14 protein-coding genes are annotated in these 20,974 nt (G+C 45.1%); 7 read left to right on the top strand and 7 right to left on the bottom strand.

The window, feature by feature from the left end; all coding sequences use genetic code 11:
* Positions 1–14: 14 nt before the first annotated feature.
* Positions 15–761 carry a porin family protein gene (locus QME03_RS06130; RefSeq protein WP_281723794.1) on the top strand — a complete coding sequence of 249 codons (747 nt, stop codon included), beginning with the start codon at positions 15–17 and terminating at the stop codon, positions 759–761.
* Positions 762–919: 158 nt separating this feature from the next.
* Here QME03_RS06130 and QME03_RS06125 read toward each other — a convergent pair whose 3' ends face one another.
* The 3 genes from QME03_RS06125 to QME03_RS06115 are packed head-to-tail and all read right to left on the bottom strand — an operon-like array spanning position 920 to position 8,449.
* Positions 920–1,780: a 4-hydroxy-3-methylbut-2-enyl diphosphate reductase gene (locus QME03_RS06125; RefSeq protein WP_025815240.1), complete on the bottom strand. Its 861-nt coding sequence runs from the start codon at positions 1,778–1,780 to the stop codon at positions 920–922.
* Positions 1,777–2,841 carry a DUF1573 domain-containing protein gene (locus QME03_RS06120; protein WP_025815239.1) on the bottom strand — a complete coding sequence of 355 codons (1,065 nt, stop codon included), beginning with the start codon at positions 2,839–2,841 and terminating at the stop codon, positions 1,777–1,779. The genes QME03_RS06125 and QME03_RS06120 overlap by 4 nt, the downstream gene beginning before the upstream one ends.
* A 13-nt stretch (positions 2,842–2,854) precedes the next feature.
* The gene (locus QME03_RS06115; RefSeq protein WP_244912896.1) at positions 2,855–8,449 is read right to left on the bottom strand and encodes an MG2 domain-containing protein; all 5,595 of its coding nucleotides are present in this window, start codon (positions 8,447–8,449) and stop codon (positions 2,855–2,857) included.
* A gap of 243 nt (positions 8,450–8,692) precedes the next feature.
* Here QME03_RS06115 and QME03_RS06110 point away from each other — a divergent pair, with 243 nt between their 5' ends.
* Genes QME03_RS06110 through QME03_RS06100 form a run of 3 tightly spaced genes read left to right on the top strand, consistent with a single transcriptional unit; the run spans position 8,693 to position 11,339 of the window.
* Positions 8,693–9,631 (top strand): M48 family metallopeptidase, encoded by a 939-nt coding sequence (locus QME03_RS06110; RefSeq protein WP_025815238.1) that lies wholly within the window; start codon positions 8,693–8,695, stop codon positions 9,629–9,631.
* Between the two features lie 29 nt (positions 9,632–9,660).
* Positions 9,661–10,431: a dihydroorotate dehydrogenase electron transfer subunit gene (locus QME03_RS06105; RefSeq protein ID WP_025815237.1), complete on the top strand. Its 771-nt coding sequence runs from the start codon at positions 9,661–9,663 to the stop codon at positions 10,429–10,431.
* A complete protein-coding gene (locus QME03_RS06100; RefSeq protein WP_025815236.1) occupies positions 10,431–11,339 on the top strand; it encodes a dihydroorotate dehydrogenase in 909 nt (302 codons plus the stop codon). Before QME03_RS06105 ends, QME03_RS06100 begins: the two co-directional genes overlap by 1 nt.
* Positions 11,340–12,787: 1,448 nt before the next feature.
* On the opposite strand, the gene QME03_RS06095 is transcribed toward QME03_RS06100, so the two are convergent.
* Together QME03_RS06095 and QME03_RS06090 are read right to left on the bottom strand one after the other, a co-directional pair.
* On the bottom strand, positions 12,788–13,744 hold the full coding sequence (locus tag QME03_RS06095) for an SPFH domain-containing protein (RefSeq protein ID WP_110369954.1): 957 nt from the start codon (positions 13,742–13,744) through the stop codon (positions 12,788–12,790).
* 189 nt (positions 13,745–13,933) lie between these two features.
* Positions 13,934–14,383, bottom strand: coding sequence for an NfeD family protein (locus tag QME03_RS06090; protein WP_110369953.1), 450 nt, complete (start codon positions 14,381–14,383; stop codon positions 13,934–13,936).
* Positions 14,384–14,818: 435 nt separating this feature from the next.
* Between QME03_RS06090 and QME03_RS06085 the strand changes: the two genes are divergently transcribed.
* On the top strand, positions 14,819–15,301 hold the full coding sequence (locus tag QME03_RS06085; protein WP_025815234.1) for a hypothetical protein: 483 nt from the start codon (positions 14,819–14,821) through the stop codon (positions 15,299–15,301).
* A gap of 12 nt (positions 15,302–15,313) precedes the next feature.
* The gene (locus QME03_RS06080) at positions 15,314–15,982 is read left to right on the top strand and encodes a hypothetical protein (protein ID WP_273114526.1); all 669 of its coding nucleotides are present in this window, start codon (positions 15,314–15,316) and stop codon (positions 15,980–15,982) included.
* Between the two features lie 247 nt (positions 15,983–16,229).
* Here the strand turns inward: QME03_RS06080 and aroC are convergent, their stop codons facing one another.
* Both aroC and QME03_RS06070 read right to left on the bottom strand, forming a co-directional pair.
* The gene (gene aroC, locus QME03_RS06075) at positions 16,230–17,315 is read right to left on the bottom strand and encodes a chorismate synthase (protein ID WP_281723793.1); all 1,086 of its coding nucleotides are present in this window, start codon (positions 17,313–17,315) and stop codon (positions 16,230–16,232) included.
* Positions 17,316–17,650: 335 nt separating this feature from the next.
* On the bottom strand, positions 17,651–18,268 hold the full coding sequence (locus QME03_RS06070; protein WP_273148185.1) for an FKBP-type peptidyl-prolyl cis-trans isomerase: 618 nt from the start codon (positions 18,266–18,268) through the stop codon (positions 17,651–17,653).
* A 428-nt stretch (positions 18,269–18,696) separates the two neighbouring features.
* Here QME03_RS06070 and QME03_RS06065 point away from each other — a divergent pair, with 428 nt between their 5' ends.
* Positions 18,697–20,904, top strand: a complete 2,208-nt coding sequence (locus QME03_RS06065; RefSeq protein ID WP_281723792.1) for a S8 family serine peptidase — start codon at positions 18,697–18,699, stop codon at positions 20,902–20,904.
* The last annotated feature ends 70 nt before the right edge of the window (positions 20,905–20,974 follow it).

The raw sequence follows: 20,974 nt of genomic DNA, 5'->3' as shown, positions 1-20,974 counted from the left end.
CTAATAACCACAATATGAAGAAACAAATACTTACTTTGACCTTGATGTTTACGGCATCATTGGTCGCCAACGCCCAATATTCAAGTGGCGTTGCACAACTAAAGAATGAGCATTTGGCCTTTGCCACTAGCGCTGAGACGATGCCCAGAAGTTTGAATTATGCCCAAAGCACAGGCCGAACAGCACAGCCTTACACGGCGAACATGAGTAACGTCACTTTCAATGCGAACCCTTCTGCCAAGGAAACACCTGCTGCATACGCTGCACCTGCAAGCGAACTACAAATTGCTAGAGGCTTTAAAGGCTTTGTCGAACCAAGCTATTCGCTTAGTTTTGACGGAAACGAATACAATAGATTTGGCTTTACAGTGAGCTTAGGCAGCCAAATATTCCCCAAATTGTTTGTTGGTGGTGGTATTGGACTTGAATATTACCCCGATACTGAACTTAATTCGTTTCCTATTTTTGCCGATGTACGCTTCAACTTCAAGAATAAAGGTATCACACCTTTTATCGGAATGAAGGTGGGTTATGTTATTTCCAAAGACTTCTATGGCCTTTATTTCAACCCCTCTTTTGGCTATCGCTTTGGCCTAACCAAGAAATTGGCCTTACATGCAGCCGTGGGATATGTTATGCAAACAATGAATTCCTTTGATGACAACAACAATGTTAAGTATAATTTTGGTTCTGTATATATCTCAGCTAACGATATTGAAATTAACTCGTGCATCAAATTGCAGGTGGGTTTCGAGTTCTAATCATGGGCAAAACCAAAGATAAAGGTTGGCAAAACCTAAGGCCACAACGGCTAACTGCCATCAAAAACTACGCCTAACGCCACTGCGACAATAACATTTGCCCCCACTCTGCAGCATTAAGACAGAGCGGGGGCAAACCTTTTTATGCTAATGTAAAGCTATTTTACATGACTTAATATATAATCGCGACACTCTTCCATCAACCATTTGGGTGTGCTAGTAGCCCCACAAACACCCACGGTCTGTGCATTAGCAAACCATTCGAGACTAATCTCGTTGGCATTCTCCACATGATAGCTATTAGGATTAACCGCCTTGCACTCGTTGTAGAGCACCTTACCATTGCTACTCTTACGCCCACTCACAAAGATTATCACATCATGTTGGGTGGCAAAGCGTGCAATGTTAGGCATGCGGTTAGCCACCTGTCTGCAAATCGTATCGAAACTGCGAAAAATAGCCTTATCACTGATGTGCGATTGGATGTATTCGATTATTCGATGAAACTCGTCCAAACTCTTTGTGGTTTGCGAGTAGAGGTAAATATCGCGTTCAAAATCAAGCTTATGCACCTCGTCGAAATGCTCTATCACAATGGCTTCACTACGTGTCTGACCCACAAGTCCCAGCACTTCGGCGTGTCCGTTCTTTCCAAAGATAACGATTTGTGCGTTGGGATTGGTGTCGAACTGCTTTTTAATGCGTTTTTGTAGTTGCAAAACCACCGGACAAGTGGCGTCTATAATCTCGATATTGTTGCGTTTAGCCAATTCGTATGTCTCGGGCGGTTCGCCATGTGCGCGCAAAAGCACCTTCACATCGTGCAACGCTTTAAGTTGCTCGTGGTTAATGGTGGTCATACCCATAGCAGTAAGGCGTTCCACCTCCATGCCATTGTGCACAATATCGCCCAAACAATACATTTTTTTACCAGCAGCCAGTTCCTCTTCGGCCTTTTTAATGGCTGTTGTTACCCCAAAACAAAATCCGCTTCCGCTGTCTATTTCTACCTGAATCATTTTACATTAATGGTTATCACCACCTTGGCCTGCTTAGGATCGTTGGTAATCATGAGCACACGAGGTGCCGACTTAACATTCTTAAGTTGATTTTCGTCTACCGTAATCTTAAGTTTTGCAACATCGCCAGGCGCGATGTGGGTTTTGTTGAGCGAAAGTTTTAAGCCCGCAGTGAACATTTGCAGCGAGCTAATCTCTAATGTGCTGTAGCCAGCATTGGCAATATCAATCTCAGCTTTCTTCATTTTCTTACCATAAATGCTACCCAAATCAACCTTCGTGGTTGAGAGTTTGATTTGCGGAGCCCTATTAAGTGCTGCCTTAGAGAGATTGTTAAAGCCAGGAAGAAGTACTGCCGAAACGCTTATTTCCTTATCGGGCGACACCTTATCACCTGGGAACATGCCCAGATAAATATTGGTTTGCGTTAGTCCGAAGTGGCGAAGCTCGCGCGAATCGAGTGTAATAGAGGCCACACCGCCTCGTCCCGACATGATGGTTGAAGGCGAGACTTCGGCATTGAGATAAGGAGGGAGGTGCATTAACACGGGCTGAACTGGTTTTCCCGAATTGTTCATGATGTGAATTTTCTGTACAGGACGGTCGCCACGGTTAACATCATCAAACTCGATATTGTTTTTCTCAACCATCACATCGCCCAATGTAAAGGGATAAGTACCCGAGAAGTCTTTCACCTCTTCTACCACAATTCCCTTCAATGTGAGCACCAACGGCTCTTTATTAGCAGCCGAATAGAGACCTATTTGCTTGTTAAAGTGTCCCATTTGGGCCGCATCATAGGTGGCATGCACCTTAAACACCTGCCCTGCGGGTATCTCTGTTGTGGGATAATCCACCTTTGTACATCCACAACTCTTGCGAACGGTGGTGATATGCAGTGGTTTTCCACCCTTATTCTTTACTTCGAAGACCGCGGTTACGGGTGTGCGATAGAGCACTTGACCGCAGTCGATGGCCGTTCGCACAGCTTCCATACGCTGTGCAGAGGCTGATAGGCCTGCCATAGAGAGGAACATGGCGGCCAAAATGTTTTTGTTCATTATTCTCTTTGTTTTATTTAATCATTAGCGTTTGCGACTTGGTGCGAGCCATATATGCCGGACTGTATGCACATTGCACCGTACAAGTACCTGTGGTGAATGTTCCAGGGCGGTCTATATAATAGGTAGCCTCTATCACATGCGTGCCTTTTCGCATCATGTCGGTATAATAATAGGTGGCGTTGTCTCGTGGCGAGTAGTAATATCCACGCATATAACCCGATATTTGGTCGATGGGTTCCATGCAAGCTGCGCGCTTATCAACTACCTGAACGAAATCGTAATCGCGGTCGGCTGTGATGGTTATGCGCACTTTCACTTTGCTTCCCACCTTCAGTTCGCCATCATAAATCAGCTCACGTTTTACACTTAGTCCCATAGAAGCATCGGTGATGTCGGTGGTTCGCTGTGTAAACTGGGCGTAAACAGAACCCCACGAAGTGCCTGGAGCAGTTTTGTTCACAGTGAATGTGTTGAGGTTGGCCCCCGTCATGGTGGTCTTTACATAGCCCAACCCACACGAAGCATTGGTTGTTTCGATACGTTTGCCGTCTACCAAAAGCTTTGCGGGCGAGTCGGCGGCAGCTTGTAGCACCTGCGTATTGCCCTTTAGGAAGGCATAAACAGCATTAACACTGTTGATGGGCGTATCCCAAATCTGGGTGCGTTTCTGCTGTAACAGCCAGCGTTTCATTTGGTCAATGGTTGTGCTATCACTGGGTTCAAGGTTTTGAAGTGCCTCAATAGCAGCCACCTGAGTAGGTATTTTGTAATCCGACCAGCTGTAATACGCCTTTCTAGTATCGTAATATCTACCCATTTCTTCGGTAAATACGCTATACTCGCGTATGCTTTGCAGATATTCTTTAGCCATCTGTTCATATCCGTTTGTGGCCAAAATAGCCGCTGTAATGGCCTTGCCATAGATGGTCAGGGCAAGGGGTTGTTTAGCCAGATGGTCAACGAGGTAGGCGTGTTCGGCCTTATAATCTTCGTAATAGCTTTTATCTACAAGCGAACACACATAGAGATAGTTCACCGCCCACTCACTTGGACGTAGGTTGCTCTCGCCTTCTTTCTCACGTTTCTTCATTCCGGCCACCTCTAAGGCCACCTCGTTACCCATGTATGCGAATGCCTTTACCAGGTTACGATCCATATCTGTGCGTACACCAGTTAAGGTTTGCAGGCGCGTTAACATCTCAAGCACCGACAAGGTAACATATTTGTTGCCTATCATCTTAGGATACCAAGCCCATGAGCCATTGCTTTTCTGCAAAGCACGCAGTTTGTTCGTGGCCTCGTTAAGACGATATTTAATACCATTTTCATCGAAAAATCGAGTCAGTTCTCGGCGTTGTGCCGTTTCGTTATCAGCAGCTTGCACCCAAGGCGTATCTTTGAGCACCAGCTGTTTCACGTCTTCGTTTTTCTGCAATTCACTAACCATCGAACTATTAGTACCCTTTTCTTGTTTCCATTGTTCGATTGTGGTCTTTATTACGGGTGCTTGGTTAAGCAGATAATTACCTAAACTATTCACATAATACGACGTTGCCAGAGAGATGGCGTCGTCTACGTTCACATCACTCATATAAGGTAGCGCCTGCACCATCATCCAAGCGGGGTTGTTGGTGTACTCGATAACGAGGCGATTGTCGGGTCTTTGAACAGCGAAGAGTTTGCGTAAGTCGATATTTAGTGTGCCCGCACGATGTTGAGTAAAAGTTCGTGAGTTGGTAACCAGTTCGCTATCGCTAAGCAAAGGCAAATAATGTTGTTCGCCATCGCTAAAACCTTTGCCTGTAACAGATATGCGACACACCCACACTTTAACGCCAGCAGCATAGAACTTTGTACCCTCTTGCAGATTGAGTAAGAAGCTAACGTTGCCTGTTTGGCCTGCATCCACCGTGCAATTCTTTGTTTCGCTATAGAACACCTTCTCTGTTTCGGGGTCAACAATTTCAATCAATGCCGTACCCTTCAATACCGTTTCGGTTGTATTAATAACGCGCGCCGTTATCCATCCCTTATCACCAAGCCTCATAAAGCGTGGCATATTGGGTTGTACCATCATCTTTTTAGAGGCCACAGCCTCGTTTTCAACCAGCACATTATTCATGTCTTTATCCGTGGCCAAGCCCATAAAGCGCCATGTGGTGATGCTTTCGGGCAACGTAAACTTGATGGCCACATCGCCATTAGCATCAGACGTTAGTGCAGGATAGAAAAAAGCAGTCTCGTTAAGGTTTGTGCGCACAGATGGATTTTCGTTGGTGACGCCCCTTTTTGAGTTTTCTTCAACTCTGTCATCTGCAGTATCTTTCATCATTTCTGCAACAGCATACCCTGAAACCTTCGCTTCACCACTATAAGCCTTAGTTCCCCTAACCATTAAAGCACGTGTGCCACCCTCTTTTCTTAAATGGGCATTACCCTTAGCTGTAACACCAGCGCCCTTATCTCTAAGCTCATACATACTGCTATACCTATCATAATAGAAGCACGAATTATCAAAGTGATAGAAACTAAAATCTTTTTCGTGCAACGAAACGAAGGAATAAGAAGCCGAGAGGTCATCGTAATTCAAATTCCAAGGCCAATACCAATTTACAGAAGGCACTCTGAAATAGATACTAGGGTCAAAACTCCACTGATGTTTTTTAATCTGTTCGAGCGACTTATCATATAATGAGGCTATCAACTGCGCATTAGCAGGTTTGCCATTGGGATATTTCAGGTTCAGCGTCCACTCTTCTTTCTGTCCTGGAGTTAACTTGTTTCTAAACGTTTTCCATTCGGCCACCAACCGTTTGTCGGGTGCCGCCCTCTTGATACTGAACTCTTTTCTATAGCAATTATAGCCCCTTACCCACACATAGCTAATGGTTATACCATCGCCATATTCGGGTTTATAGGTATAGGGTATGGTCATGAGCGAGTCGCTGAGTACCGTTGTGCCCTTCTCTAACAACTTATTTCCTGAATAAATGGCGTAAAGCACATAAGTGTCTTTAAGCGATGTGCCTACCTGCACATACACTGGGCGGTTATCGCTATTAAACTGAGTACTTGTTTGATAAGCCCATTGAGGTGTTTCGGTCACCGGCCGGCTGTCGGTTAAGCTAAACAACACAAACTCTTGATTAATGGTATCGTTTTCGCAGATGGCCACAAGGCGATGTTTACCCGACTTGAACGCTTTCGCATTAAAGGCAATTTCGGTGTTGGCCTTAGCAGTTTGCATGTTCGACTCGTTGTCTATGTAGTATCGAACGTTGCCAGGGATTTCCACACCCGAGGCATTTCTAAAGCTAAAGGAAAGGCTTTTGAGACTATCTTTCTCGCTTTTTTCGGGTAAATTGCAATCCAGAGCGGTGGCTTTAGCCCCTAGTGGCAAGGCCATAGAGACCTCTCTAGTCTCCCCACCTTGGTCTACCACGGTGGCTGTTACTTGGATATTGTAAAATCCCGAACGTTTATTGTCCTTGGGAAGCATCATGGGTATGCTCACGCTGAAACCTCCTTGAGCATCGGTAACGGCTGTTCCTCGATGGATGTAATTGCCCGAACTGTTGCCATCTCTATCATACCACCACCAAAAAGCTGGTGTTCGTTTCACCTCATAGCTAACCTGCGCGCCCTGAACGGGTACACCTGCAAAGCTCTTAGCATGCCCCACAACCACCACGGTGTCGCCAGGAGCATATTTTTCGTCCACTTTTGGGAAGCTCACTTCAAAGGTTGGGCGTTTATATTCTTCCACATTAAAAGACACGGTGCTGCGCCATGCATCCGTAACCTGTACGCTATACCTACCCGTTAAACCATCATTGGGCAACGAGAACTGCGCTGCATACTTACCAAAGGCATCGGTTACAACATCTTTCGTCTCAACCTCCTTACGGTTAGCATCGTAAAGCGTGAGTTTAAGTTTTTCGCCTTCAACGGGTTTACGCGTCACATCCTCACTTGCTCTCATCAAGATACCCGCTACATTTACTGTCTGTCCAGGGCGATATATGCTTCGGTCGGTATAAAGATAATTAGATGTGAAATTGGTTTCCCTTTCAGAAAAGCCGTACCAAGAGCGGTTTCTGGCTTCTTGATAATATACATCGTCTTTGGTATAAGCACAAAAAGACTCTAGATTGATGTTACGAGTTTCTGTATAAATCACTTCGCCATCGTCGCCACAGGTGAGAACCTCGGTCCATGTTTTATCTGTTCTATAGTTGCTAAGCGTAATCCTTATCTTTGCATTAGGCACAGGGTGGCCTGTTGTGGCATTTAAAACTGCGAAGCGCAAACGGCCATTGGGCATGGCTTGCACAATCGGAACGAGGTTGGTAACACGCATCAACATGCGTCTAGCGGGCACATTTTTATTGTCGGCAGCAAGTTCTAGCAGATACATCCCCACGGGTAGACCCTCCAACTGCACCGAGTCGGCAGAGAAAACATAGTTAGGTTTACCCACAAATTTGCACATACGTGTGGCCGTTGGCACGGCTTTCATGGTTCGTTTTAGCTTTTTATACACGCGTTCTTCTTCCACATCCTCTTCAAAGTCGCCCTTAACATTTAGTCGCCACACCTTCATTGTGATTGAAGCAATGTTTCTAACGTCCGTAAAATGCACCATTCTTGGTTGGTTGGGCAATATCATCCTAGCCGATTGGGCAGAAAACGTGGGATTGGTTAGTTCTTTATATGCGTTGCGCAGTCTGTTCATATTTTGCCACGAACCCCATTTGCCCAGCGCATACTTAATGTATTCTATTTGTTGTTCAACGGTTACGTCGTCGGCATTACTCATATATCCGTATCGCACAACAGCCAATTCGGCCACTTCGGGTAAATCGGAGTACACGTTCATAAAAGAATCTAACTTATGAACGATGCGCGATTTGTAGAACGACTTCTTGTTTTCTTTGGCTTTAACCTCTTTTTCATCAAGAAAACGGTAACCCATGCCCTTGTCAAACATCATCGCCGCCACGATACAAGCCGCCCTACGGTTACCTTTTTTAGCGTAGAAATCGTACATCATGCGGTATTCACCAGCGTAAATAGCCAACACATGCAGCAGGTCGTTATTAAAAAACCTACTATCTACACCCGGTATCAATATCGGTTCAAAATCTTTGGCCTGTGCTTTTGCTAGCATTTCGGGATTTTGCAGCGACATATTGAAATATTCACTTGCTTTTTTACCCCTTGTACTACCAAGAGAGTAATTACTCTGATACATCAGTGCCAAGGCTGCTTGATACACGGCAGCCGCCACAGGCTGTGTGTTTCTCAATGCCTGTTCTTCTTTTTCCAGGCGCTGCACCTCGCCAACAATCGAATCAGATACAATATTTTCCATCAATGAAGCCTTGCAAATATAGGTTTTAAGCAATGTGCCATAACGCCTATCAGCCTTGGCTTGAGCTGCTATCTGGTTCAGAACGTCGATACCAGTTCGGGGCAAATCTTTAGCAATGGCCACGTCATAGCGTTTCCACAGCACCTCATAGGACTCGGCGAAGGCCGTTCCACACACCATCATCAATAAGGCTATCGCCCACAAAGCAACCTTTCTCATATCTCTTTCCATTGATTTTAGACCTGTTTCTGATGTACTAAACCGAAGAATGAACACAAAGAAGCCTACTAAAGGCCCACAACTGCGTACCAACCGAGTTTGTGCAATCAATGCAAAAGTAAAAAATAATCGTCAAATCGCAAAACTTTACTTATCCGAATTTGAACTTGATACGAATAAAATTGTTGTTCCTACATGTTTTCGGTTTTAAATAGCTATCTTTGTGCGACTATAAGAAAGAATGTACAAGTAAATATGAAACGTTTTAATTATTTTCTCATTAGTGCACTTGCAGCACTCATGCTAGCATGCGGAACTTCGAGCAAGGTGCCTATTACTGGGCGCAAACATTCGCTTTTGGTGTCGGATAGCCAAATTCTTAGCCTCAGTAAACAAGAGTACTCTAAGTTTTTAAGTAGCGCAAAACTATCGTCTAACGCTGCTAATACTGCCATGGTGAAACGTGTTGGCCAACGCTTGGCAAAAGCCGTGGAAACCTATTTGGTGAACAATGGCTACCAAGACGAACTGAAAAACTTTGAATGGGAGTTTAATCTCGTGGCCGACAACCAGGTTAACGCTTTCTGTATGCCTGGCGGTAAGATTGTGGTTTACGAGGGACTGCTGCCTGTTTCGCAAGACGAAGCTTCGTTGGCCATCGTTTTGGGACACGAAATTGCACACGCCGTGGCCAAACATTCGGCCGAACAAATGTCAAAAAAGATGCGCCAAGCCTATGGAACTCAGATTGGTGGAAGTATTCTTGGCGCTATTGGCGGACAAACGGTGGGCGACATTGCACAAATAGCTGCTGGACAATATTTCTCGTTTAGAAACCTGAAATACTCGCGCGACAACGAGTCGGAGGCCGACCACATGGGCCTTATCTTTGCTGCAATGGCTGGATACGACCCCTCTGTGGCTGTGGGATTTTGGCAACGAATGGCCGCTAAATCTGGTAACAGCAATGGTTCTGACATGTTTAGCGACCACCCTTCAGACGCAAAGCGTATCGCTGCCATTCAACAACTGCTGCCCGAAGCGATGGCTTATTATAAGGCGGCTACCCAATCGGCTGCTAATAGCTCTACAAACAGCAACTCCAACAAGGCTAACACCAAGCCTGCTACAAAGAACAAGGGTTCGAAAAGCGTGTCGGCTTCTGACTTATACCGCAAAACAAAAAGCAAATAGCTCACTAAGAAAACATGACGAACGAAGAAATGAAGAAGTTTTGCCTCGACCTTAACATCGTGAATGTTGAGCGAATGAATGCCCGATATGTGCTCATCAGGCTCACACATGCCCAGCCCCTGCCTCCTATGATGCCAGGACAATTTGTTGAAGTGCGCGTAGACCACTCACCACAAACATTCCTACGCCGACCCATCTCTATCAACTTTGTTAACAAACAACGCAACGAGATGGGACTATTGGTGGCTACTGTGGGCGAAGGAACACGACATATGGCCTTGCTTAAAGCTGGCGACACGCTTAATTGTGTGTTCCCACTGGGCAATCCCTTCACGCTTCCCACTTCGCCTAATGAGCGTTTCTTGCTCGTTGGTGGAGGTGTGGGCGTGGCTCCAATGCTTTTCCTCGGACAAATAATTAAGGAAATGGGCGCACAACCCACATTCTTGCTGGGCGCTCGCACGGCTACCGACTTACTTGAGATAGAACTCTTTGAAAGCACTGGCCGTGTGCTGGTTACCACCGAAGACGGAACTGCTGGCGAAAAGGGATTTGTAACCAACCATTCGGTGCTGCAAAACGAAACGTTCGACATGATTTCTACCTGCGGACCTAAGCCTATGATGATGGCTGTGGCTCGCTATGCCCGCGAAAAGGGCATTAACTGCGAGGTGTCGCTCGAAAATTTGATGGCCTGCGGCATTGGCGCATGCCTCTGTTGTGTGGAGAAAACCGTGGAGGGTAACCTCTGTGCATGCAAAGAAGGACCAGTGTTTAACATTCAAAAACTGCTTTGGTAATGGCCATTCTTACTACGAATATCGGCAACATGTCGATGAAAAACCCCGTGATGACGGCTTCGGGCACATTTGGTTATGGCTTGGAGTTCGAAGATTTCGTACCTCTAAGCGGCATTGGTGGCATCATTGTGAAAGGTACCACGCTGCATCCTCGCGAGGGAAACGACTATCCACGCATGGCCGAAACGCCACAAGGTATGCTCAACTGCGTGGGATTGCAAAATAAAGGCGTGGACTATTTCGCCCAACACATCTATCCTAAAATCAAGGACGTGAACTCGCGCATGATTGTGAATGTGAGTGGCAACACGCCCGAAGACTATGCGGAATGTGCTTCACGGATAAACGCCTTGGAAAATATTCCTGCCATCGAACTTAACATCTCGTGTCCTAACGTTAAAGAGGGCGGTATGGCCTTTGGTACTACCTGCGCTGGCGCTGCAAGCGTGGTGAAGGCGGTGCGCCAACGTTATAACAAAACGCTCATCGTGAAGCTTTCGCCCAATGTTACCGACATTGCTGAGATTGCTAAAGCCGTGGAAGCTGAAGGGGCCGACAGTGTTTCGCTCATCAATACTCTCATGGGTATGGCCATCGACATTGAACGAAGGCAATCGCTTTTAAGCATTAACACGGGCGGATTAAGTGGCCCTGCGGTTAAACCGGTGGCCTTGCGCATGGTGTGGCAGGTGGCAAAGGCGGTAAAAATACCCCTCATCGGCTTGGGTGGAATATGCAATGCCACCGATGCCATCGAGTTTCTTATGGCTGGTGCATCGGCCATCCAGATTGGAACGGCCAACTTCCTCGACCCCACTGTCACTATTAAGGTGCGCGACGGCATTAACGAATGGCTGGATAACCATGGCGTGAAAGACGTGAAAGAGATTATCGGTGTTGTGAAATAAAGGCAACGCCTCTACACCTTACTTGTTAGGTGAAAAGATAAATAAGGCTAATGGGTGGCACTTACTGCAATACTAGTGCATAGCTCGCTTGTTTATCTTTTCACCTTTTTTATTTTTTGCGCTGCATTTCTCCTTTGTGGGTGTTTGAGTCGTGCTGCTTATGTTTGATTTTGGATGCCATGGCCTACTATATGCTTAAGCCACCATCGCCTGTTACGCCGATTTCTGCACGTTTGCTGTTCTATTATCACCGATTGGGGTTCGAGCCATACTATCAGCAAATTTGTAAAATATTTACACTAAAATTTAACATTATGAGTGCCATCTCCCTAAAAGATTTGGGCATCGGGCGTATTTTCTGGCGTATTTTAAGAGGTTTCAATCACCTGATTTACAGCATCTTACCTGAAAAATAGTAAAAAACAGCCTTAATTGGCATAAATATAGCAACGCGTTGCATAAAAAACGGAAATCACTATCCACTAAAACATTTTTCGTTGATAACTTGAAAAAATGGCCACTTATAATCATTTGTACACTACTTTTTAGCGTATTTACTGCGTTTTGCATGAGATAGCATTGCATTTAGCACGAGTTAGCATTGCATTTAGCACGAGTTAGCATTGCGTTTAGCACGAGTTAGCATTGCATTTTGTAGGAGATTACATCGCGTTTTGCAGCAAATAGCCGTTCGTGTTCATGCAAAAAGCTGTTGAATTTATGCAGAACGTCTTGCCAAATTCAACATTTTTGCCACCTTTTCTTATCGCGTAGAACGCAAAATTGGCACAATTATTCTTCAAAAAGGAGCACAAAAACATGTTAAATAGCAGAAAAAGGAAATAAAACGCGCTTTCGCTCGCTGTTCGTTAGCACAAGACGGCGAATATTTTCGCCATTTTGAAGAAATTTTCGTCTAGAATGCGTCGGATCGAACAGTGTACTTTGTAAAATATATTTACCCATTTAACACATCGTACTTAGCCTTTTCCCCGCATTAACCATGCAACAGCCCACAAAGTCGGCACCATGTGATGGTTGAGGTGATATACAAGCACAAGAAAGAACAGCATTATCCCCAATCGGTGATTAGAGTCTAAACAGATGTTGTTTTATTGTCGAGCAGATAGCTTGTCTTTGTAACGCAGGCGTTGCGGCTACGTCAAGTAGCAAAGACATACAAGATGCCGACAAGAAAATAAAAGATGTAAGGAAACAACACAAAAACAAGAATGATAGAAACATTGTGGTAAAATTACCGATTGGGGATTATAACTCAACCGAGTTATCAATAGCGTACAAATACCCCACACTTTGCTCGCAAAAAATCCCCCGTCTCTCACCTATTTATATATAGGAGCGAGAGCGAGAGAATAAAAAGTGTGGCGCATTCATTCAGAAAGCGCCACACCCACTATTGTACTTAATGCATCAACGCACCGAAGCGATTAGGGCATCTTAAACAAATCTTTAATTCCACCAATGCTACCCAGTAGGTTGGTAGCCTCGTAAGGCAGGTAAACCGTCTTGGTTTGGTCGCCCTGTGCCAAGTCTTGCATCATGGCAATGTATTTCTGTGCGAGCAGATAGTTGGCAGGATTGGTGCTAGTACCCACCGCTTCTGTAATCTTTTGAATGGCAATAGCCTCGGCCTCGGCCTTGCGTATGCGTGCCTGTGCCTCACCTTCGGCAAAGAGAATGGCCTGCTGTTTGGCCGCTTCAGCGCGGTTAATGGTAGAGGTTTTCTCACCTTCCGACTGCAAAATCACGGCTTGTTTCTCACCCTCACTGGTAAGAATAGTGGCACGTTTATTACGTTCGGCCTGCATTTGTTTCTCCATCGCCTGCAACACGCTTGATGGTGGGATGATGTCTTGCAGCTCAACGCGGTTAACCTTAATACCCCACTTATTGGTGGCATCGTCTAACACCGAGCGAAGTTTGGTGTTGATGGTATCGCGCGAGGTGAGGGTTTGGTCTAATTCCATTTCACCAATGATGTTACGCAATGTTGTTTGCGTGAGCTTCTCAATAGCGTTGGGCAAGTTATCAATTTCGTAAACCGCCTTAAAGGGGTCGACAATTTGGAAATAAAGCAGAGCATTGATTTGCATTTGGATGTTATCCTTGGTGATAACATTCTGCTTATCGAAGTCGTAAACTTGCTCACGTAGGTCGATTGTGCTAGAATAGAGGTAGCGACGATTAACCATTCGTACAATACTTTTGGCGCTATCTACAAAGGGAATAATGATGTTGATACCCGGCTTGAGTATTGCATGAAACTTACCTAGGCGTTCAATGATTTTTGTTTCCGACTGGGGAATAATCACAAGTGCCTTTTTAACGAAGACAAGTGCCAGCACCACGGCTGCAACAAGTAAATAAACTCCTAAATTATCCATTTAATTATATTGTTTTATGGTTATTAAATACTAGACAATGGGCCTGCAAGTGCAGATTAAGCCCTTGTTGTGGCACATAAAATAAGGTTTAGACCAGCATGAAGCACACACAACGAAGCACATCAATGTCCATGAGCCACAATAAAGAGACACAGCCCCAAACACGAGTTGCTGGAAAAGAGCATGTGGTTAGACACGCTCAACCGTGGCCACGATGCTATCCATCTTGACGATGCGCACCCTCTCTCCAATCTTGATAAAAGAGCCATCGGCCGTAACGGCGCGCCATTCGTCGCCATCAACCTTTACATAGCCACTTCGCTGTGGCTGAATGTCTTCTATCACCTCGCCCTCGCGCCCCTCAAGAGCGTCTGCATTGCTCTTGCGCTCTTGGTGTTCGGGGTGCAGATAGTTAAGCACCACTGGCCTAACGGCAAAGATAGACAAGATGGAGAAGACGGCAAAGCACACCACTTGACCCCAAAAAGGCAGACCAATCCATGTACCCACCATGCTAAAGAGCGCACCGATGGCAAAGCAAAGGATATAAAACGTGCCAGAGGCCATTTCCATTATCAGACATAAAAGGCTGATGAGAAGCCAAAAAAGCCAGAGATTTGTACTAAAGTAATCGAACATCTTATTGGTATTTTGATTGTGTTTCCAAAATTAAGGAATAATTACGAAATGGCAAAACAAATGGATTAAATAATTAGCTTGCTGTACTTAAAAAATGTTTACGCATTGAATGAGGCTTACTAAGCCTACTATCGACTGAAGAGAGAGGATTAACAAGCATTTTTTTAGACTATTTACAATCTGCTATTACCTAGCTATTTACTCTTTTCCTAGAATGTAACAAGACAACCAAACACAAACATAGCACCCTATGGCACAACACATTAACCACACCACCTACACGAAATAACGTCAAAAAAAGCCACGCAAATATAATTAAATTAAACCCCATAAGTGTTAAATAATTGACATTTTACTTATTTCCGATAACAATATTCGTTTTTTTTAATTAATTTAGCGCACTAATATTATTCATCCAAATTAACTATAAGCACAATGAACAAACTAAAATTTCTAGGTAAAGCCCTATTTGTAGGCATCGCATTAATGCTTTTTGTTCCTCAAATCGCACAAGCAAGAGCTAAAATTCCAATTGGAACACGCGACGTTATTGACATCGTTTACAACATCCCCGAGTCTGACAGCATCATCATTGATGGCAAACATGTGAACTTGGCGCGCATGCACAAAGAGTTTAACATCGCCTACATCTTGCCTATATGGGTGACAGAAGAACCTCAATTGGTGCTCTATGATGCTCCAACAGAGACCTACTATGAAATGACAACACCTCAATCGCAAGCTTTCTTGAAAGAATATATCAAAGAAAAGAAGCTGGACGAGAGCGACTTGCTGAAGTTAGGTTTCTACACCCGTTATGGCGGCAAGGCTGTTTTGGTTATCCTTATCGGTTTTTTGATTTGGGGACAAATTCCCTCTCGCAAGAAAGAAGACAAGGCTGAACCCACCAAACTATAAGCAGCAGGTATCATGTCGAGCATGTATATCCTCATCGGCATCAATATTATAATCATGGTCGTGATTATTCTAGCAGCATCGTACGTGCTGAAACACAGACACATGAACTATAATGAGGCCGAAAATGAAATACAAAAAATAAACGACACTGAACTTTTTGCGTTCTTAGGAAAAGAATTTGGGCCTTACATAAAACTACTAAAAGACCACAAGGTTGTGGCTGCATCTTACTATTTTCATATCACGGGTATGAAAGAGCGCATGAAGAACGCGGGTAAAGATGCACTCAAATCTTTGGCTTCTCTTGGTACTATGAGGTTTACCACCGTGGAAATGCCCACACCTCTACTGCTGGCCGATGATGGTTTGCACATCTTTGAGCTTGATGCCGAGGGCGGTGTTAACAAGCATTTTCTACTCGAGCCATCTCGATTGGAGAACGCAACTCTCAGTCATTTTGTGTACGATAAATCGCCTAAAGTTCTTGGAGACTGTGCAAGATACTACATGATTAATGTGCCTTGTAACGGCTTTGAGTACGAGTTAATACTCTGTGCGGTGGCTTATCCCACGTCGCAAACTTTCATGTTTTATTCTAAGCGTCGCAAAATGATGTGCTACGCTGCGGGTAAAAGGTTTTTGAAAGAACTGGGAGACCTATATCCCAATCTTAGAACGTAAGAAAGTCCATGAAAAGATTAACGATTTGACGAGCAAACAGATTGACTTAACGTATTGTTAAGGGCTTTACACGTCAACTGGTTAATAAAAAAATGGGTTGGAAAGGTATTTAATTACTTTTCCAACCCGTTTTATTTTCTTGTCACTCGCTTTGTTTTCTTGCCCAAAAGTGTGTCATCAACTTAAGGGTAGAACGTTTACAACCGAGCTCAGCGTTATTTTCAGCACGTGTAAAAACGATTGTTTATCAATCGTTTGCAGCAAAGCGATGGCCAGCCATAGCCAGATTGTCCATCACAACCATTGCCGCCATAGCCTCGACAATAGGCACAGCGCGAGGCACAACACAGGGATCGTGTCGGCCACGAGCCACAAATGTGGTGGGCGCACCCTCTTCGTCTACCGTGTCTTGCTGCATCAACACTGTTGCCACGGGCTTAAATGCTACCCTAAAAAAGATGTCTTGCCCATTACTTATTCCGCCTTGAATGCCACCACTGTGATTGGTGCGGGTGTAAACTTGGCCATCATCAGAAGCAAAAACATCGTTAACCTCGCTTCCCTTGCATTCGGCAAAATGAAAGCCCTCGCCTATTTCGAAGCCTTTTACCGCATTAATGCCCAACATGGCATAACCCAAACGGGCATGAAGCTTATCAAATTCGGGTTCGCCAATGCCAACAGGACAGCCTTTAATCACACAAGTTACCACGCCACCCACGGTGTCGCCCTCGGCTTTAACATCCAAAATCAGCTGTTCCATGCGTTTAGCCGCAGCCTCATCAGGGCATCTTACAGGGTTGGTCTCTACATTCTCCAGATTATAAAGTCTATAATCGTTCTGCAAAGCGATGTTGCCTACCTGCGAGACATAGGCCGAAATGCCTATCCCCATCTGCTTTAGAGCCAGTTTAGCCAATGCACCACCCACCACACGAGCCACAGTGATGCGCGCCGAAGAACGCCCACCACCACGATAATCGCGTAAGCCATACTTATTAAAATATGTGTAATCGGCATGCGATGGTCGGAAAAGTCGGCGCATATTATCGTAGTCTTTAGACTGCTGATTACTATTGCGTACCACAAAGCCAATGGGTGTGCCAGTGCTTTTGCCTTCGAACACACCGCTAAGCAACTCCACTCGGTCGGCCTCGTTGCGACTAGTGGTAAGCTTACTTTGTCCTGGTCGCCTCCTATTTAGTTCTGATTGGATGAAATCCAAATCTATTTCGATGCCCGCAGGCATACCATCAACCACGCCACCGATAGCCGGTCCGTGGCTTTCCCCATAAGTTGTGAGGGTGAAAAGGTTTCCAAATGTGTTGCGCATGATGGTTATGTGGGATGAGGTTTGTTCGTTTAAGGGGTGTGTGAACATTTCAATTTTCAAGTCAATGAGTTTTAGAAGCTGCATTGGTGATAAGCAAGAGAAAGTCTAAATCCCATTATGCGTTCAGCAAACAACAAGTGCTTCAACTTACTGCATTGAGAAGTGGCGCAAGAAAAGCATTGTATGCGTTAAACCCTCACAACTCAAAAACTAAAGAACTAAAAAACTAAATAACTCAGATACAAACAAATGGCGAACACCAGGCAGCTAAAGTGCATACCCGAATGTGTTCGCCATTGTATAAAAGCATGAAGTCTGCTTATTCAGAGCAAGGTTTAATGGTGTGAGCAGCCACATCCGTGGCCATGTTCACCTTCTTTGCCATGATGGTCGTGGCCACATCCACAGCCTTCTCCTTGATGGTCGTGATCGCATCCACATCCACCGCATCCACCTTCGCCACTGATATGGTTAAGCATTTGCTGCACTTCTTCGTTGGTAGCTTCACGATTTTCTACTATTTCGCCCTTAAACAGCAAGTCAAGACCAGCAAGAGGATGGTTGAGGTCCATCTTCACGATATCGTCTGTTATATCGAGCACACGCCCCATGAAGCGGTTTCCGTCTTCGTTTTGCAAAGGCACCACAGCATCCTTGTAGATATTCTCGTGATCGAAGTGGCCATTAATCGTGAAAATCTCCTTATCTAAGTCGAGCACACGCTCATCAAGTCGTTCACCATAAGCCTCATCGCTTTCGATGTTGAGTGTGAAGGGCTCGCCTTTAGGCAGGTCTTCCACCCCATTTTCGAAAGCATCTAGCGTAATACCAAAGCCCGTAATAAACACAAAGGGGCGGTCGGCTGGTGCCTCTTCGATGAGTGTTTCCTTGCCATCGGCCACTGAATAAAGCTTGTAAGCCACGGCGATAAACTTGTTATTTCCTTTTTCCATTGTTGTATTTCGTTTTAATTTCTTTCATGCAATAATGATGCCAACATGCCTAATACCACAAATTAAGGGCGCAAGCTTGCCACATTATCTGCAAAGTTACGAAAAAGTTTCTGTTTAGATGGTGTATTTTAAAAATTCCCCGTAACAAGAACAAGCCAACACTAATAGCAATAGCTCATAGCGTTTTGGTATTGTTGTACATATATGCGGAACTTTTCTTATCATAATCAACCAATAGTTGAACAGAAATTATTCTAAATTGGCGCAAATAGAATAGAAAAATCCGAGCTTTTTATTTTTCACGGTCCATCAATTGCTATCTGCATTATTTTACGTAACTTTGCTTTGGTTAGGCGAGATGCATCGTACCAAGAGGTAAACGACAACACCGCCCAAGCCCCAAATCACCACTTGTCCAAGCACGAACGATGAAAAATATACTTACGCTAATACTTATTGCACTGCTAGGAATGCAAAATGCAAACGCTCAACGAGCCAACTATGCCAAAATGTCGGGCGAAATGCGACAACTTTTTGCAGAAACGCAAGCAGCAAAACTGTCAGACACGCGCTCAAAGGCATCCGAAGCAACCTTTGTTTGTGCCTTTGTGCGCACCAATGGCCGTGCAGCAACAGTGTTTAAAGCACACGGATGCAAGCTATTGGCTAGCTTCGGCAATATCCACATCGTAAATATCCCCCTCAACCAGCTAGCTAACCTGTCGCTTTCGAAATGGGTGAACCGCATAGAAGCAGGCCAAAGCAACAGTGTTGTGATGGACACCACAAACATTGTGATGAACACCCAACATGCGTATCAAGGCGAAAAGCTACCTCAAGCCTATACAGGAAAGGGCGTGGTGGTGGGCGTTCAAGACATCGGATTCGACCTAACCCACCCCAATTTCTGCGACTCTACGGGACAAACACTCCGCATCAAAGCACTATGGGACCAGCTATCGCCCGACACCATAGGCTCTCAGTTACCCGTGGGGCGCGATTACACCAGCCCACAACAGTTACTTGAGCTACGCCACTCGTATGATGGTAAACAAGAAACGCACGGCACGCACACACTAGGCATAGCCGCCGGTAGTGGATTTAACAGTGCTTACCGGGGTGTGGCCTGGGAAAGCGACATCTGCCTTGTGGCTAACATAACAAGCGAGAACAAAAATTTGGTGGACCCAAAACACCTTTATAAATATACCACAGCCACGGATGCACTGGGCTTTAAATACATTTTCGATTATGCCAAACGCCATCATCAACCCTGCGTGATATCCTTTAGCGAGGGTTCTAGCTTTCGGTTCGACAGCGACACCCAACTGTTTCACGCCGTGTTAGACAGCATGCAGGGCGAAGGGCGCATCATTGTGGCCTCGGCTGGCAACGAAGGTGGGCGCATAAGTTATTTAAGAAAACCTGCAGGAATAGACTCGGCGGGAACTTTTGTCAAAGCATCCAGTGGAAGAATACGCGTTTCTGCAAAAAGCAAAGCGCACTTTTTGTTCAGACTTAGGTTTCATCGCGTGGGCACAATCACCACACACGACATCAATACGCGCCACGTTTTGGCCGCGAAAGACTCGATTTTGACAGACACACTCGCCTTTGGAAAACTTACTTACGAGTTACAAACGCTGGCCTATCGCACAAACGAGAAGGGTACTTTGGCCTACGAAATGTTTCTGCGTGCGTTAGATAAGAACACCTATGTGCCACCCACAGCTCTTATTATAATAGGTGCAGGCGCAGACGTGGAACTGTTTCGCGGCACAGGAACTTGGGAAACCAATCAAAGAGAACCAGCACTAAAAAGTGGCGACAACAGTCATACAATCCTATCACCAGCTTGTTCGCCCGCTGTTATCGCTGTGGGCGCATCATCTTATCGCACACATATCACCAATTATAAGGGCGAAGAAAAGGTATCGAACAACGGAAGCGGTGGTGTAATAGCGCCTTACTCTTCGAAAGGACCTACCACAGAAGGTCTGATTAAGCCTGATGTGGTGGCCCCAGGAAGCAACATTATATCATCGTACAACAGCTTTTACATCGCTAAACATCCCACCAACAACGATGTTCAATGGGATGTGGAGCACTTTGAATATAAGGGTAGCACCTATGCATGGAACTGTAACACGGGCACTTCGATGTCGGCTCCAGCCGTTGCAGGCGCTATTGCCCTTTGGCTACAAGCTAAACCCACACTCACAGCCAACGAAGTGCGCAGCATTTTGGCACAAACAGCCATGCGACACGATACCACTCTACCCCATCCCAACAACCTTTATGGCTACGGGCAGATTGATGTTTATCGCGGTTTGCTGCACATTCTGGGCATTAGCAAGGTGCAAGGCATCAGTCATCACCAACCACAAGGGGTGAATATTGCGCCTGCGAGCAATGGAAATCTGTATATAACTTTTGCTGATGGCCAATCACACGCCTGCACCATCAACGTGTATTCGCTATCGGGTTCATTAATTCTAAGTAGACCACGCACACTACTAGCAGCGCAATCCACCATACATCTAGGAACTATAGCAACAGGAGTGTATATTATTCAGATACAAGCAGATAGCCCAAAACTAAGCGGCAGCACCTTAGTTAGGTTTGTTGAAAAATAGAGCTACAACACTTGGTATCGCTAAAGAATTGAAGAAACAAAAAACACCATTTCTAGGTATTGTGCCATTG

The organism is Hoylesella shahii (genome assembly GCF_937990675.1).
Taxonomy (GTDB): domain Bacteria; phylum Bacteroidota; class Bacteroidia; order Bacteroidales; family Bacteroidaceae; genus Prevotella; species Prevotella shahii.
The sequence above is the reverse complement of the archived record's forward strand: the minus strand, read 5'-3'. Positions and strand labels throughout refer to the sequence as shown.

What these genes read in the sequence shown, in the direction of transcription:
- QME03_RS06130 (WP_281723794.1), top strand. Translation starts at nt 15, where the DNA reads ATGAAGAAACAAATACTTACTTTGACCTTGATGTTTACGGCATCATTG.
- QME03_RS06125 (WP_025815240.1), bottom strand. Translation starts at nt 1,780, where the DNA reads ATGATTCAGGTAGAAATAGACAGCGGAAGCGGATTTTGTTTTGGGGTA.
- QME03_RS06120 (WP_025815239.1), bottom strand. Translation starts at nt 2,841, where the DNA reads ATGAACAAAAACATTTTGGCCGCCATGTTCCTCTCTATGGCAGGCCTA.
- QME03_RS06115 (WP_244912896.1), bottom strand. Translation starts at nt 8,449, where the DNA reads ATGGAAAGAGATATGAGAAAGGTTGCTTTGTGGGCGATAGCCTTATTG.
- QME03_RS06110 (WP_025815238.1), top strand. Translation starts at nt 8,693, where the DNA reads ATGAAACGTTTTAATTATTTTCTCATTAGTGCACTTGCAGCACTCATG.
- QME03_RS06105 (WP_025815237.1), top strand. Translation starts at nt 9,661, where the DNA reads ATGAAGAAGTTTTGCCTCGACCTTAACATCGTGAATGTTGAGCGAATG.
- QME03_RS06100 (WP_025815236.1), top strand. Translation starts at nt 10,431, where the DNA reads ATGGCCATTCTTACTACGAATATCGGCAACATGTCGATGAAAAACCCC.
- QME03_RS06095 (WP_110369954.1), bottom strand. Translation starts at nt 13,744, where the DNA reads ATGGATAATTTAGGAGTTTATTTACTTGTTGCAGCCGTGGTGCTGGCA.
- QME03_RS06090 (WP_110369953.1), bottom strand. Translation starts at nt 14,383, where the DNA reads ATGTTCGATTACTTTAGTACAAATCTCTGGCTTTTTTGGCTTCTCATC.
- QME03_RS06085 (WP_025815234.1), top strand. Translation starts at nt 14,819, where the DNA reads ATGAACAAACTAAAATTTCTAGGTAAAGCCCTATTTGTAGGCATCGCA.
- QME03_RS06080 (WP_273114526.1), top strand. Translation starts at nt 15,314, where the DNA reads ATGTCGAGCATGTATATCCTCATCGGCATCAATATTATAATCATGGTC.
- aroC (WP_281723793.1), bottom strand. Translation starts at nt 17,315, where the DNA reads ATGCGCAACACATTTGGAAACCTTTTCACCCTCACAACTTATGGGGAA.
- QME03_RS06070 (WP_273148185.1), bottom strand. Translation starts at nt 18,268, where the DNA reads ATGGAAAAAGGAAATAACAAGTTTATCGCCGTGGCTTACAAGCTTTAT.
- QME03_RS06065 (WP_281723792.1), top strand. Translation starts at nt 18,697, where the DNA reads ATGAAAAATATACTTACGCTAATACTTATTGCACTGCTAGGAATGCAA.